We start from the raw sequence: 14,805 nt of genomic DNA, 5'->3' as shown, positions 1-14,805 counted from the left end.
CCGCCCGCCGGCCTTTCGTGGCACGACCACGGCGGGCGGTGCCCGCCCTACCGCCCGCTTCACCCCTCCACCGTTCGCGCTGAGCGTAGCCCGTGCAGCGGGCGGAGTCGAAGCGCCGCCGTACCCGCTCACCGCCGTATGGCAAGCACCCCGTCCAGCGCCAGCTCCGCCCGGAACCCCGCCTGCTCCAGCCGGCGCGCCACCTCGCGCGGCACGTCGCGTCCGCTGGTCAGCTTGTTCGGGCTGCCGGTGTAGTGGAACAGCCGCCCGCCGCGACGCAACACCCGCGCCAGCTCCCCGTAGAACACCTGCGAGTACAGCTCGCCGGCGATGCCGAAACGCGGCGGATCGTGCAGCAGCGCATCGAACGAGGCATCGGCGAGTTGCCCGATGGCCTGCGCCACGTCGGCGTGCTCCATCTGCAGACGACCGTCGCTGGCGGCCGGGTCGGGCGACCACGGGTTGAGCGTGCGCAGCCACAGCACGTCGGCGCTCTTCTCGAACGACTGGACGCGCGCCACGCCGGACTCCAGGCAGCACGCCGCGAAATAGCCAAGGCCGCCGCAGGTATCGAGCACCGCCTTGCCGCGCGGTTCGACCAGCGCCACCTTGCGCTGCGCATCGGCGAGCGGCGAGGCCTTGGCCGTGGGCAGCATCTTGATGCCGTCGATTTCGAACGTGGGCACGCCCCACTCGGTGGGCACCAGCTTGATCAGCGAACCGGCGAAGCGCGCCACCGGCGCGAAGTCATCGCCATCGAAAAAGTAGACCGTGCGCTCCTTCAGCTTGCCGGGGTAGGGATGGAGCGTGTCGCGCCAGCGCCAGCCGTCGGCCAGCAACGCAATCGTGTCGTGGCTGAGGCCCAGGTCGAGCGAACCGGTCCAGGTGGCGGCGCCGGCATCGCGCGCGGCGAGCAGGTCGTCGGCGATCGGGCGGGTCAGCAGCGGACCGTGATAACGGGACAAGTGGCGATTCCTGTGCCGGCAAATCGGGCCGGCTGGCCGGGCGGGCAGGTCATCCCGTCACGGTGATGGTACAGGCCCGCGCCGGTTGCCTTGCGGCGGGCGGACGGCCCTGCGGCGGGGCGGAAAGGCTTGACCACTACCGGCTGCGGCGTATAGTTGCTATGCATATGACTACTAACAAGCCAGGCAGCGATATCCTGCACGCGCTGCAGCAGCTCGGCTTCACCGAGTACGAGGCGCGCGCCTATGCAGCGCTGGTCGCCGGCGGCGAGCTCAACGGCTATGCGCTGGCCAAGGCCAGCGGCATTCCACGCGCCAACGTCTACGCGGTGGCGGGCAAGCTGGTCGCGCGCGGCGCGGCCGTGCGGGTCGAACGCACGGCCGGCGCGGCCTATGTCGCCACGGCGCCGAAACAGCTCCTGCGCGACATCGATGCCGAGCGGCGCAAGGCGGTGGGCGATGCCCGCGAGGCGCTGTCGCGGCTGTCGCGCGAGCGTCATCCGCCGATGGTATTGAACCTGCGCGACGACGAAGTACTGGAGCGCGCCGGACAGCTGATCGAAGCCAGCGCGACCAGCCTGCGCATCGCGCTGCAGCCCACCGAGGCCGCGCACCTGGCCGCGCCGTTGCGTGCCGCACGAGAGCGCGGCGTGGCCATCACCACCTTGTGCCTGGAAGGTTGCGAGGTGGAATGCGGCGGCTGCGTAGGTGACCTCCATCGCTGCGCCATGGTTTCCGGCGGCGCGCGCTGGCTGCTGGTGGTCAGCGACGATCACGCGGCACTGCTGGGCTATTTCACCGGCAGCGGCATCACGGCGATATTCACCGAGCAACCGCTGGTGGTTTCGCTGACGGCGGCCTACATCCAGCAAAGCGCCACGCTGGCGATCCTGGGCAGCGAGCTGGCCGGACGTTTCGAAGGCCTGCTGTCGGCCGAGAGTCGCCGCCTGCTCGACGGCCTGTACCCGGCCGGAGATTTTCTCGCGCACATGCGCGAACTGAATGACGCCACGCCACGAACGGCGTGACGCGTTTCCATGCAAGAGGAGTGATGACCATGAACATGCGCAAAAACGTATTGGCAGCAGCGTTGGCCCTGGGCGGCATCGCCTTTGCCAGCGTGGCGATTTCCGCCGAAGCCCCGGCCGCGGCACCGCAGGCGCAGATGAACGCGTCGGCGATGAACTGGTTCGGCGGCGAGACTTACCTCGGCGCCCCGGCACTTGATGTGACCGCCGCGCTGGTTAAGGCCGGTGGCGGCGCCGACAACTTCAGCTTCTCCACGGCGCTGGTCTCGATGCTGGGCGAAAAGACCGTCAACGCGGAGGTGGCCAAGCTCACCAAGCAGTACGGCCATGAGAGCGTGACCAACTTCATCAACGGCATGACCTTCGCCGTCAACGACGGCCTCAAGCGCGCCACCGAAGCCGGCGTGACGTTGCCTGCGGCGCCGGCCGACCTCAAGGGCGCCAAGCTCGCCGGCACCCTGGTCAGCGCCGGCACGGCTGCCGACGGCAGCTGGTGGTCCGGCCTGCTGTTCGACAAGGCACTCTCGCACGACATCCACGTCAAGGTGATGCAGGACATCGACGCCAAGTACGGCCATGGAGCCGACGAGAACACCCACAAGATCCTCAACCAGGCGATGTACGACGTCGCCCAGGCGCTGAAGGCGAAGAACGTGAAGCTGGCCTCATTGCACTGAAGGCTTTCCACGGAATCGATGCAGAAACGGAGGCACAGGCCTCCGTTTCCTTTTTCAACCCGGCGCGTCGCCGGTGGCTTCAGCGCTCACCGGAACCGGCAGCGTCGGGTGCGTGCGACCCAGCGTGATGTTCTTGCTGGCGCGGCCCCATCAGCTCGCCTGGCTCATGCAGGCCGGGGCCGCGTGGCGCGTCGTTCTTCATGGGAGGCTCCGCGGCGGGAAAACCGCAGCATCGCGCCGCGGTCTTCAGGGGTGCACGGTGCCTCGGCATGGGGTCACTCCGCGGCCGACATCACCGCCTTGAGCTTGTCCTGGTCCATGTACTGTTCGAGGTCGGCCATGCCCTTGGCAACCTCGGGGTTCGAGAACAACTCCCTGCCGGCCACCTGTCCGAGCATGTTGAAGGCCGCGCCCACGGCGCCGCTCCCCTCGTACTTGACGGCGGCCTGCATCTCCTTCTTGCAAGTCACCGTCAGCAGCGTCTCGAACAGCTGCGCCATGTCGATGTTGAACTGCTTGCGCTGCGCCGCGGGGATGGACACGTAGCGCGAGACCGCCGGGTTGAGTGACATGGCGGAGAACATCCAGTTGACCAGCACGGCCTTCTGCTCGGACGTCGTGCGCGATACCAGGCACTTCGAAAGGTCGTCGGTGTATACGCCGGCCGAGGCCGGTCGCGGCGCAACGGCCATGAGCGTGAACAGCGCCGGCGCCAGCAGGGTGGCAGTACGTCGATTCCTCATCCTTGTGATCTCGCTTGAGGTTGTGAATGGGTCGGTGGCGCGAGGCCTCGCACGCAACCGTCGGAAAGGAGAGCGCAGCCCTGCCGCGACGCCGCCGGCCGTGCGGCCGCGGCGCGCTGGAGAGCAACAGGGGGAGGTCCCCGCGAGCACTATAGCCGCGGGCACGGGCCAGGCGAAGCACACGTACTTGACCCGATAGCCCGTACCATTCGTGGGGGGCGAGGTGCCGGCGAAAACACGAACGTGATCCGTCAGTGCTTGCCCAAAGGCTGCAACCGGGCCACCTTCGACGACGCCTTCATCCAGCACATCGAAGACAAACCCGGCAACCGCCCGCGGAAGCGGCTAGGCTTTCGCACGCCGCAAGAAGTGTTCGAGCGGTCGTTCAAGCGCGCTGCACTTCGGAGTTGAATCCGCCGTCCGCGGCAGATTTGCGGACACGACCATCATCACGGGGGACCCTGGACATGAAGAAGACCACGCTGGGCGCGGCACTCGTTTCGCTTGTCTGCCTCTTGTCAGCCGCCGCGTTCGCGATGCCTCCGGCGGGCCAGGCTTCGGCGAAGGTCACGCCCGACATGATCCAGACCGGGTCCGACATCCCGCCCGACTGGAAGCAGCCGCACGGCAACTTCGACTACATCAAGCGCGACATGATGATCCCGATGCGCGACGGCGTGAGGCTGCACACCGTGATCCTGATCCCGAAGGGCGCGCACGACCTGCCGATCCTGCTTGAGCGCACGCCGTACAACACCGACAGCTTCGTGACCGGCAACAGCCCGCACATGGCCGACGCGGTGTGGTCGGGCGACAAGGACTGGGCCGACGGCAGCACCATCCTGGTCTGGCAGGACGTGCGCGGCAAGTACGGATCGGAAGGCAACTATGTCATGACGCGCCCGCCGATGGGGCCGCTGAACCCGACCACCACCGACGACACCACCGATGCCTGGGACACGATCGACTGGCTGGTGAAGAACACGAAGGAATCGAACGGCAAGGTCGGCATGATCGGCTCGTCCTACGACGGCTGGACGGTCGCGATGGCGCTGCTCCACCCGCATCCCGCGCTGAAGGTCGCGGCGCCGGAAAGCCCGATGATCGATGGCTGGATGGGTGACGACTGGTACCACTACGGCGCCCTGCGCCAGGTGAACCTCGACTACTTCAGCGGCCAGATGAGCAAGCGGGGCGAGGGGAAAAACATCCCGCGAGAAAGCTACGACGACTACACCAATTTCCTCGATGCGGGCTCGGCCGGTGCCTACGCCGAGGCCAACGGCTTCAGGCAATTGCCCTGGTGGAATCGCTTCTCCGCCCACCCGGCCTATGACGCCTTCTGGCAGTTGCAGGCACTCGACAGGCTGCTCGTCGCGCATCCTTCCAGCGTGCCCACGATGTGGCTGCAGGGCCTGTGGGACCAGGAGGACATCTACGGCGCCGTGCATGCCTGGGAGGCGCTCAAGAGGGCCGGGCACGGCGCCAACAACCACCTTGTCATTGGGCCGTGGTGGCACAGCCAGATCAACCGCGCCGGCTGGAACATGGGGCCGCTCAAATGGCCGGGCGACACCACCGCGCAGTTCCGCCAGAACGTGATGATCCCCTGGTTCAACCACTACCTGCGTGGCACCCCGCTGCCCAAGCCGCTGCCAGAAGCCATGATCTACAACGCGGTCGGGCAACACTGGGACAGTTTCGCGAACTGGAAGCCGGCCAGCGAGCAGTCGCTCACCCCGCTCTACCTGCAGGCAGACATGGGCCTCGGCTTCCAGCAGCCGACCGGCGGCAGCGACAGCTACGTCTCCGACCCGGCCAAGCCCGTGCCTTACCTGCCGCGCCCGATCCCGCAGAAAAACGACCGCTGGCGCACCTGGCTGGTCCACGACCAGCGCTTCGCCGAAACCCGGCCCGACGTGCTCACCTACGTCACGCCGGTGCTGACCCGCACCGTGAAGGTCCAGGGCGCGCCGGTCGCCGACATCTTCGCCAGCACCACCGGCACCGACGGCGACTTCGTGGTCAAGCTGATCGACGTCTACCCCGGCACCGATCCGACCGATCCCGCGATGGGCGGCTACGAGCTGCCGGTCTCGCTGGACATCTTCCGCGGCCGCTATCGCAGGAGCTTTGCCGACCCGTCGCCGATCCCGCCGAACCAGGTGCAGGAATACAAGTTCCGCCTGCCGACCGTGAACTACGAGTTCAAGCCCGGCCACCGGATCATGGTGCAGATCCAGTCCAGCCTGTTCCCGCTCTACGACCGCAACCCGCAGAGCTACGTGCCCAACATCCTCTTCGCCAAGCCATCCGACTACCGCAAGGCCACGGTGACGATCGAGCACGGGGGCGATGGGCGCAGCGCCGTGCTGTTGCCGGTGATAGCGGGGGTGGCCAACGGCGATTGACCCGAACCTCGATCCGCTCTCGCCGCATCTGCCTGACGAGGAAACTTACGCGGCGTCGATCGGCTTGAACATGGTGATGTCCGTTTCCACGAAGCCGAGCTTGACATACAGCGAATGGGCCGCCTGGTTATGGCCGAAGACGTGAAGGGCGATTCCCTCCAGGCCAAGATGGGCGACTTTCTGCTCGAGCGCGGCGAATGCACGTGCCGCGTGGCCTTGGCGACGATATTGCGGAGCGATGACGACATCGTAGATGTAGGCTACCCGACGTCCGCCTCGCTCCTTCACCGCGAACCAGAGGGTCCCCACCGGCTCGTCGACGGGTCCGGTTATGGTGAAAAGGCAGTTGTCGCGCGTCGCCGCTCCCTGGGGCAAAAGCTCGTCAAGCTGCGTGCGCGCGCGGTCAACCGCGTTCTCCGGAGGCCAGTCGCCCGACCTCACTTTCTCTTGCGCATAGCCAGGAATCACGGCGTCACGCCAGGCTGCGAACTCGGCTTCGGTGATTGGACGCAAAACCGGCATGTCGCCCCCCTTGCGCGGCGGATTCTACCTCACGGACAGTGGGATCAACGCCAGGAATTTCCGCTCCCGCGCCTCGGTGAACTGTCCGTCTGACGAGGTGGCGCTTCTTCCGCTTGGACGAATTGTTAGGCATTACGCCAATGGCGATATTACGATCCTGCGCTGTTCACGCGTCGCTTCAACACCAATTGAACGGTAACGTTCGAAAAAATAGTCTTAATCTTTTCAGACATTTCTGGATAGTCAGACGTACTTATTGGTGTGCCACGAAGATTAAGCTCCGTATAGGCATCAATCTCAGAAGTGCAGCTCCCGACAGCTGCGTGCCCAACTGTCTCAGCACTAGATACCCCGTCGTCAAATTGTGGAATAGCTGCTTTGATGCAGTTCATAGCATTCGAGAGCGCGTAATCAATGTCTTGGCTGCTCGGCTTGTTGATCGCTTGCTTTGGCTCAGTTGCGCACGAGGCCAGAATAAGCACCACGCTCGTTACGAAGACTACGCGGCAAGTGGCCGAGATGAACGTGCTTATAAATTTATGATTCATGGAATCCCGCCCTGAATTGGTGCCTAACGAGGTTGTAGAAAAAGTCCTTGGTCAAGAAATTTGCCGATTTCCGGGGGTACTTCGACCCCTCCCAAGGTGCTGCGCGTCGATTCTAGCGCCTCCTGTGAGGGCGATTTTCGGCGCCGCCGCGATCAACTTGGCAAACCGACTTTTTCTACAACCTCAACGCTTGAGTTAAGCGGCGGCGAAGCCGTCCGCCTTGAACGAACTGTTAGGCAGCCTGTAGCTCACCTGAGCTGCCCTGTGATTGCTGCAAGCAGCAGCGTACCGCCAACGCACACTACGAAGATGCCCAGTGATATAAAACATTTGCGACGATACCGCAGCCCCTCCTCAGTGAGCATGTCGGAGCTAAGTAGTACGTTGGCAGGATTCCATAGCGTGTCGCGACCCCAGAGCTTGATGCCCGGACGAGCGCAGCGAACGGTCTTGATGGCGTAGACGACACACGCGAGCAAGGTGATGAGAGCTGTGAGCCAAACGGCGACAAAAACTGCAAGCGCCGCACCCACAAAAATCTGGGACATTCCTGTCTCCCTGCCTAACGCTTGAGTTAAGCGGCGCGCGGCTTTTCGCGCGTCCGCTTGGACGAGTAGTTAGAAACCACCTCCGTCGAGTCCAGCTTGGATACTACAGTGACTTGTCAATGAAATTACGCTGTATGTCGCCAAGGACATCTGCTCGATACGTTGCAATGAGGTGCTGATACGACTCCGATATGGCGTCACGAGTAGTTGCCTTACCGACAATTTTCATCTCGCGATCCACTGGGTAGCTTGCAACCACGGCACCGTCTTTACGAACTTCGAGGGACAGCACAACATGCATAACAAAGTCCCTATCACGCGTCGCAGTTGCTAAGCCAACAAATGGTATTCGGTCGGCTACGCCCATTGTCCAATAAGCATCGGCTTTTCTGATGGTGACAAACACTGATTTATCTTCGGTGCCTCCGATGCTTAATGTCTCTGCGAGTAGCAGCTTAATGTCTGACTCGACTGTTGATTGCGGTGAAACTGCTGTTTTTATAGGGATGAGGGAGTCACTGAACGGATGATTTTGTAGCTCGGCGTCGGCTGCGCGATTTATGACCGTTACGCTGGCGACCCGCTTCGGTGTGTTCGAAGTGCTTGGCGTCGGTTGGTATTCGGAGCTGGACAGATTAACTTGCAGCGGCGCGCAACCTGTTAAGCACAGCGCAACAAGCGCCAGCAATGTACATGCTTTACCCATGACTCCCCCTAAACCTGTGACTTCCCAGTGGATTCTAACGCTGGAGTTAAGCGGCGCCGGAGGCGTCCGCCTTGAACGAGTGGTTAGGCGCCGCGAACCAAATAGTTTGCCGATGACTGAGAGTGCTTTGACAGTGTGGACAATGAAGAATGGGTAGGTCTTTGAAGAGTGCCCAAGCGTCCGCTAATGTGCTGCCCGGCCACCAGAGCGACGTAGTGTCTGGACATGCCGACAAGCCGCACCGCTTTTTGCAATGGTTGCAGATCACGTCTTCGAAGTGGACGGGATAATGAATGTCGTTAAGTCGCAGAAGAGGAATAGACCACCATTTGCCGTGATGCCACGAAGCTCCGAGGACCGCACATGACACATGACTGTAGCGATCAAGCCAAGACGAAATGCCCTCAGGTGAAACCAGAGGCGAGCCACTGAGCTGCCCTGAAGCGATTGCTTCACGCCATTGCCCTAAGGCTGGTATGGCGATTTCTGCTCCCCCGATCTTCACGTGATCCATGTGCAAAGCCTAACACCTGAGTTAAGCCGCGCCGCGAAGCGGCGTCGGCTTGGACGAATTGTTAGGCGGCAACCCGATGCTGTGCAACGCGTGCTGGTGCCGCTAGCTCAGCGACCTCTCGGACTTGCGCGGCTGGGAGGGCGATTAGCAAAATTTCGTCGCTTCCGAACTCTGCGGAAGCCACTTCCAGCCCGCTGTTGCCCCCGTGCGCGGCCCAAACTGGAAGGCTCTGCAGGGCTGCGAGTTGCTCTTGCGGCGGGCACTTCCAATCAAGCACCGCAACACAGTAGATGCGATCCATGGCGTGAAAGAGCGCGTGCCACTTTGCGGAGTGGTCGGGCGCGCTAGCAACTGCGGCCCGCGCAGCGGGCGCCAAGCCTTGGCCACCCGAAAGGATCGCTTCGGCCCGGCGCAGATCCGCATCCAAGGCGGGCTCAGGAGTGATCTCTGCCGCTTGTTCCAAAGCTGCCAGCGCGGCGTTTAGCCGCGGAACATTGTGGGCTTCAGCAGCGGCCCGCAGTGCGGGCAGAGCACTCAGGGCAACGTGGGCATTTCCCGATTCCGCGTACGCAACAGCAGCATCTGCGGCAGCCAGTGCATGCTCTTTGCCCAGCTCGAACCAGCGACGAAGGACTGCGCCGCTTGCACCAAGTGCATGGAGCAGCTGCCCCCAATCTTTGGCGATCGGTGAAGCGAGGTGGCTCTCTAGCCAAGCGATAGCGTCTTCCGGGGACATAGAGCGCAGGTCAGACAGGACACCGGCTTGGCCGATGAATGAGCTGCGCCGCGCGGCTGCCAGGCCTTCGATTCTCTTCAACGACTCCATGTTCTCTCCATTGCCGCCTAACGCTTGAATTAAGCGGCGGCGAAGCCGTCCGCTTGGATGAACTGTTAGACGGCCACACCTTGCACCGCCGGTGAACAGCACCATAGCGCTGCTTGGAAAGCCAGACAACGCCGCCGCCGTTGTGGCCTGCGCACGATGAACAACCCGCCTGCCGACATGCACCACATCACGGGAAGCCGCGCGCGCCGCGATGAACGACGCAACGAAACACACCCCCGCGCGCATGCCGCCGCCAACCACCTAGCGCACGAAAACCCACCGCGCAGGCCAGCCCGCACCACCGAACGCCGCCAGCCGAAGCGACACCGCGAAACATGCCGCGCGCGACACGACGACAAAAAGCATGAAGCTCTTGCCGCCTAACGCTGGAATTGAGCGGCGGCGTAGCCGTCCGCCTCGAATGACATGTTAGAGCGCGTGCCCATCGACCTGCCAAATGTGCTTATACCAGTAACCAACCAGGCCAAGTGGCAAGAAGAGGAACTGGAGCACCCAACTAATGCGTTGCCCCGGTGGGACAGTTGAACGGTTCCGAAGATGCCAAATGAAGAAAGCGGCAATTGCGAACTGAAAAGCAACGAGGGAAAGTACTAGATAACCCACGTTGTCCTCGAGCCAAGGGTGACCGCCCACTGGATTGGAGAGCAGTAGAAAGGCAAAGATCTGGCCCAATAGCAGCGGGAGGAAGCTGGCGATGGGAAGGAAAATTTTTGTCGCCTGAGACATTTCGGAGCGCTCTAACGCTAGAGTTAAGCGGCGGCGTAGCCGTCCGCCTTGAACGAACTGTTAGCTTGCTTTGGCAGCATGCTTGATGAAGCGGCGCTCGTCTAGCGAATACCCGACTGCTTGGTAGAACGCATGCGCAGCGAGACGGTGATCGCCGCTCGTAACCTCCATGCGCTGAGCACCCTCGCTCCACGCCCACTCCTCAGCTGCCGCAACGAGTGCTTTGCCTACACCTTTGCTGCGGGCCTCAGGACTAACTGCAAGTGAGGTGATGCGACCTAGTAGACCTGGAGCATGAAAGAGAGGCAGCAAATGCACGCTAACAACACCCAGCAACGGTACATGACCGGCAACCGAAGTGACGAATACAGCGTCCACGTGGCTCTTGGAAAATGAGGCAAGTCGTTCGGTAACGAGACTGGCCGAGGTGCCGTAACCAAGAGCAGAAAGACACGCGGCGATTTCAGTAGCGTCGGCAAGCTCCGCACGACGAACCTTGTGATTGGACATGGCGATGTCAGTCATGCTTTAAAAGCTAACGCTTGAGTTAAGCGGCGGCGAAGCCGTCCGCCTTGAACGAGTGGTTAGCGCCCAACATACAGGGCGAGGTTTTTTTTGAACACACCCCAGCAGAAGGCTAAGCCACAGAAGAACAGCACCAGATTGAGCGCTAGCATGATGAAGAATAGCTCTGGCTGGGTAGCGAGGCTGTAAACATGCCCCTGATGTTTGCCGAATGAGACTTCGCCAACAGAGATCGCATGTGTGGTGTAACCGACGAGGAGAATTGCAACGCTGATGCCGAAGTAGGCTGACGACAGCATTTCACGCAAAGACTTCCGCTTGCTCTGTGGCACCCAGAAAGGCGGAACGAAGGTGACTGCGAGAAGCCCTGTAAACCACAAAATTAGAAGTGTCGCGGACATGGGCGCTAACGCTGGAATTGAGCGGCGGCGCAGCCGTCCGCCTCGAATGACTGGTTAGGCCCTACCTTACAGCCTATTTGTTGAGGCTTATAGCAAGGCCGGAAAACAACAACACCATGAAGCACGAAAGGCCAAGCAGCAGTCTTTTGCGTGCGAGTCGGTACGAAGAAAGCACAAGAGGGTTCAATGCTTCAACTGAAACTTTGCCAGACTGGATGGCTTGGAAGGCCCGATAGTTACCGTTGACAGGAGACAGCGAAGGACGACCTGTCGCGAGCAATTTCTCGTAGAGGCCAGGATGAAATTGCCTGAACTCCTTTCCGAAGCGATGAAGCGAAATGAAGTACATCGCATACAACGGCAGAATGACCGCCAAAGCGAGCAAAAAAATTGCTGGGACTATAAGGCTCATTTGCACATGCAGGCCTAACGCTGGAATTAAGCGGCGGCGAAGCCGTCCGCTTGGATGACTGGTTAGACGGCGCCACGTTGCGCCGCCGCTGGCAAGAACGATAGCGCCACCCAAAAGGCGCCACAACGACCGAAGAGGTGAGGGCCTGCGCGCCGCGCCCGAACCGCTTGCGGTAAACCTAACGTAGCTGGAGATCGCGCGCCTGAGCTGCCTGGAAGAACGAAAGCTTGGCTGCGCGCGCGACCTGCGAAGGACGAGCCCAGCGCCGGTGAAATTGGAACGCAGGCCAACCCGATGGACAACGAAGCGCAGATGCGCGAGCGGAGCACGAGGCCCAGCGCAAACCGGAAAATTGCTCTGCCGCCTAACGCTGGAATTAAGCGGCGGCGAAGCCGTCCGCTTGAATGACTGGTTAGGTGCCGCGCGGCACCAGTGGGACGAGAAACGCATGAATTGCGAACATGCATGCAGCACCGACAAATAATGAAGTGGCGGTAAGCCACCAGCCCTGAGACACGACGAGCCCTGCAAGGACGATGCTAAACAGAAACGGGGTTACAGCAAGCATGGCTGCCGGATGTACAGAGACTGGCTTGTGGCAAGACCGGCAAGAAGCCGTAAGGATGGGTCCCAAACACGACTTCCGGAGCTGGGACATAGCTTGCTTGTGACAGTAGGGACACTCGACCATGTTTGTCTTGACACCTAACGCTGGAGTTAAGCGGCGCGCGGCTTTTCGCGCGTCCGCTTGGACGCATAGTTAGGTTGCGCCACCCACGCTTTGCAAAAGAAGTTGCTCTACATCCGGCATTCTGTAAAGACGAGAAAGCTCAAGAGCACTCTGATCTGGGCCGCCGAACTTGGGATTTGCGCCTGAGCGTCGAAGCAAGCCTATTGCGTCGTGAAGTTGCCGCTGGCGTTCAATGCTTGGGTTCTCGCCAAGCTCGTGAACGGCATATGAGAGTGCTGTGCCGCCAAGGACCGTAGGCGCGTCTGGATTGAGTGTGCGCTGTAGAAGTGCTGGGAGAAATACTGTGTTGTACAGAACCGAAGCGTGCAATGCGCTCCAGCCGGAAGACTTGTCGATACGATCGGGTGGAACACCGAGTGTAAGTAGCTGATGCACGCGCTCCTCCTCGCCATCCTTGATAGCGAGCACAAGGTCCATGAGCAATGATTGATCGAGTGGATCCATTCGACGCCTAGCAGTGTTGGACAAGCAACCTAACGCTGGAGTTAAGCGGCGGCGAAGCCGTCCGCCTTGAACGATTGGTTAGGCCGGGTGTTGCAACTGGAAGTACAAAACGTAGGCCCACAGGAACAGTACTGGAACAGCAAGCCAGCGAACAACCGAAACAGCTTTGAGAATTGAAGGATCATCGATGAGGCTCGGCCGGGCTTTGCAAATAAATTTGAGCAACGCCCATGATGAAGTCCAATCAGTAACTGGTTGAAGCCGGCTATGAAGGGCAGGCAGCAGGCCAGAAAAGCGTGAATCCACTTTTTGGTAGAGCGCGACTGCCAGCCATAGCCATAGTAGCCAAAGGGCTACGAGAGCAATTGACGCAAGTACGAATCTATCGTGCATGAGGCCTAACGCTAAGTAGACCCCAAAAATGGGGTGTTGCTCGGAGTATGCGGCTCCACTTTCCATCGTTCAAGCGGGGGATTTCTGCGACGGATCATCCGGTTGCGCCGCGGTGTGGGGGCGGGTACGGGGTTTGCGGCTCGGTGTTATCCGGCACATTTGAGGGTGTATGAGTTACACCCTCGGGAGTGGGGGTGTAACGGGGACGAAAGTGCCGGGTTTTCGTGTGGTGGGGCGCCGGATTTTCGGGCGCGGTCTGGCCAGCGGGCCAATGGGGGCTTGCGGTGCGACATGCGCCTGGGTCGCCGGATCGCGTCGGGACCGGCAATCATCCGGTAGCGGTCGGGTCAGCCGCCGCGACTCCACTCGCGTGCCGCCTCCGCAAACGCCACGCAATCCGCGAAGCGGTTGTACAGCGGCGCGGGCGAGATGCGGATCACGTCGGGTTCGCGCCAGTCGCCGATGACGCCGTGGGCCATCAGATAATCGAACAGTGCGCGGCCGCGTTCGCGGCCGTCGATCACGCGGATGGAGAGTTGGGCGCCGCGGCGTTCGGGGTCCGCGGGGGTGACGACCTGCAGTACGTCGGCCAGTTGCGTCTGCACCAGCCATTCGAGGTAGCCGGTGAGCGCCAACGATTTTTGGCGCAGAGCATCCATGCCGGCGCGGCGGAAAATTTCCAGCGACACGCGCAGGGGGGCCAGCGCCAGGATCGGCGGGTTGGAGAGCTGCCAGCCGTCGGCGCCGGGCGTGGGCACGAACCGGGGGCCCATCTGGAAGCGCGTGGTCTTGTCGTGGCCCCACCAGCCGGCGAAACGCGGCAACACGGCCTTGGCGTGGCGCTCGTGCACGAAGGCGCCGCCGACGGCACCGGGTCCGCTGTTCAGGTATTTGTAGCTGCACCAGATCGCGAAGTCGGCGCCGCTGTCGTGCAGTTGCAGCGGCAGGTTGCCGACGGCGTGGGCGAGGTCGAAGCCCACGGTGCAGCCGTGCCGATGCGCCAGCGCGGTGATGGCCTTGAGGTCGAACGCCTGGCCGGTGCGGTACTGCACGCCGGGCAGCATCACCAGGGCGATGCGCGAGCCGTGTTCGGCCAGCACGCGTTCGATGGCGGCGGTGGAAACAATGCCGTTCGGCTCGTCGGCTTCCAGTTCGATCAATGCCGTGGAGGGATCAAAACCGTGGAAGCGGATCTGCGATTCCACCGCGTAGCGATCGGTGGGGAAGGCGCCGGCCTCGATCAGGATCGCCGGGCGTTCGGCGGTGGGGCGGTAGAAACTCACCATCATCAGGTGCAGGTTCACGCCCAGGGTATTCATGGCCACTACTTCGGTGGGCAGCGCACCGACCACGGCGGCGAGGTCGTCGCGCACGAACTCGTGGTAGTCCATCCACGGCAGGCGACCCTTGAAGTGGCCTTCCACGCCCAGCTCGCCCCAGTAGTCCAGCTCCGCGTTGACCGCCTCGCGCACGGCGCGCGGCTGCAGGCCGAGCGAGTTGCCGCAGAAATAGGCGCTGTCGCGGCCTTCGTGCGGCGGGATCAGGAACTCGTCTCGGAACGCGCGCAGCGGATCGGCGGCATCGCGGGCGGCGGCCCACGCAGCGGTGGGCTGGTAGTCGGGCATGGTGGTGTCCTGTTTCGGT

Annotated in this window: 15 protein-coding genes; 3 read left to right on the top strand and 12 right to left on the bottom strand. The window is 62.1% G+C overall.

All coding sequences use genetic code 11. The annotated features are described in order from the left end of the window. Nucleotides 1-128: 128 nt before the first annotated feature. The gene (locus ACVCMC_RS07695; RefSeq protein ID WP_447099268.1) at nt 129-965 is read right to left on the bottom strand and encodes a class I SAM-dependent methyltransferase; all 837 of its coding nucleotides are present in this window, start codon (nt 963-965) and stop codon (nt 129-131) included. 167 nt (nt 966-1,132) lie between these two features. On the opposite strand from ACVCMC_RS07695, the gene ACVCMC_RS07690 reads away from it, so the two are divergent. Together ACVCMC_RS07690 and ACVCMC_RS07685 are read left to right on the top strand one after the other, a co-directional pair. Then, nucleotides 1,133-1,993: a TrmB family transcriptional regulator gene (locus tag ACVCMC_RS07690; protein ID WP_447099267.1), complete on the top strand. Its 861-nt coding sequence runs from the start codon at nt 1,133-1,135 to the stop codon at nt 1,991-1,993. Between the two features lie 29 nt (nt 1,994-2,022). Beyond that, a complete protein-coding gene (locus ACVCMC_RS07685; RefSeq protein WP_395117454.1) occupies nt 2,023-2,670 on the top strand; it encodes a hypothetical protein in 648 nt (215 codons plus the stop codon). A gap of 275 nt (nt 2,671-2,945) precedes the next feature. Here the strand turns inward: ACVCMC_RS07685 and ACVCMC_RS07680 are convergent, their stop codons facing one another. After that, nucleotides 2,946-3,413 (bottom strand): hypothetical protein, encoded by a 468-nt coding sequence (locus ACVCMC_RS07680; protein WP_447099266.1) that lies wholly within the window; start codon nt 3,411-3,413, stop codon nt 2,946-2,948. Nucleotides 3,414-3,880: 467 nt separating this feature from the next. Here ACVCMC_RS07680 and ACVCMC_RS07675 point away from each other — a divergent pair, with 467 nt between their 5' ends. Then, a complete protein-coding gene (locus ACVCMC_RS07675) occupies nt 3,881-5,824 on the top strand; it encodes a CocE/NonD family hydrolase (RefSeq protein ID WP_447099265.1) in 1,944 nt (647 codons plus the stop codon). Nucleotides 5,825-5,869: 45 nt separating this feature from the next. Here ACVCMC_RS07675 and ACVCMC_RS07670 read toward each other — a convergent pair whose 3' ends face one another. The 10 genes from ACVCMC_RS07670 to kynU all read right to left on the bottom strand — a co-directional run bounded on the left by ACVCMC_RS07670 (nt 5,870) and on the right by kynU (nt 14,786). Beyond that, complete coding sequence (locus ACVCMC_RS07670; protein ID WP_447099264.1) at nt 5,870-6,346, bottom strand: GNAT family N-acetyltransferase; 477 nt, start codon at nt 6,344-6,346, stop codon at nt 5,870-5,872. A gap of 149 nt (nt 6,347-6,495) precedes the next feature. Beyond that, on the bottom strand, nt 6,496-6,894 hold the full coding sequence (locus tag ACVCMC_RS07665) for a hypothetical protein (protein ID WP_447099263.1): 399 nt from the start codon (nt 6,892-6,894) through the stop codon (nt 6,496-6,498). A gap of 248 nt (nt 6,895-7,142) precedes the next feature. After that, nucleotides 7,143-7,442 carry a hypothetical protein gene (locus ACVCMC_RS07660; RefSeq protein WP_447099262.1) on the bottom strand — a complete coding sequence of 100 codons (300 nt, stop codon included), beginning with the start codon at nt 7,440-7,442 and terminating at the stop codon, nt 7,143-7,145. Between the two features lie 103 nt (nt 7,443-7,545). Continuing rightward, a complete protein-coding gene (locus ACVCMC_RS07655) occupies nt 7,546-8,148 on the bottom strand; it encodes a hypothetical protein (protein ID WP_447099261.1) in 603 nt (200 codons plus the stop codon). Between the two features lie 575 nt (nt 8,149-8,723). Continuing rightward, nucleotides 8,724-9,488 carry a hypothetical protein gene (locus ACVCMC_RS07650; protein WP_447099260.1) on the bottom strand — a complete coding sequence of 255 codons (765 nt, stop codon included), beginning with the start codon at nt 9,486-9,488 and terminating at the stop codon, nt 8,724-8,726. Between the two features lie 807 nt (nt 9,489-10,295). Next, the gene (locus tag ACVCMC_RS07645) at nt 10,296-10,760 is read right to left on the bottom strand and encodes a GNAT family N-acetyltransferase (RefSeq protein ID WP_447099259.1); all 465 of its coding nucleotides are present in this window, start codon (nt 10,758-10,760) and stop codon (nt 10,296-10,298) included. A gap of 59 nt (nt 10,761-10,819) precedes the next feature. Next, complete coding sequence (locus ACVCMC_RS07640; RefSeq protein ID WP_447099258.1) at nt 10,820-11,161, bottom strand: hypothetical protein; 342 nt, start codon at nt 11,159-11,161, stop codon at nt 10,820-10,822. Nucleotides 11,162-11,234: 73 nt separating this feature from the next. Beyond that, nucleotides 11,235-11,573 carry a hypothetical protein gene (locus tag ACVCMC_RS07635; RefSeq protein WP_447099257.1) on the bottom strand — a complete coding sequence of 113 codons (339 nt, stop codon included), beginning with the start codon at nt 11,571-11,573 and terminating at the stop codon, nt 11,235-11,237. 760 nt (nt 11,574-12,333) lie between these two features. Continuing rightward, nucleotides 12,334-12,768, bottom strand: a complete 435-nt coding sequence (locus ACVCMC_RS07630; RefSeq protein WP_447099256.1) for a hypothetical protein — start codon at nt 12,766-12,768, stop codon at nt 12,334-12,336. Between the two features lie 740 nt (nt 12,769-13,508). Then, nucleotides 13,509-14,786 carry a kynureninase gene (gene kynU, locus ACVCMC_RS07625; protein WP_447099255.1) on the bottom strand — a complete coding sequence of 426 codons (1,278 nt, stop codon included), beginning with the start codon at nt 14,784-14,786 and terminating at the stop codon, nt 13,509-13,511. Nucleotides 14,787-14,805 lie beyond the last annotated feature (19 nt).

The organism is Rhodanobacter sp. UC4452_H20, from assembly GCF_052978205.1.
The sequence above is the reverse complement of the archived record's forward strand: the minus strand, read 5'-3'. Positions and strand labels throughout refer to the sequence as shown.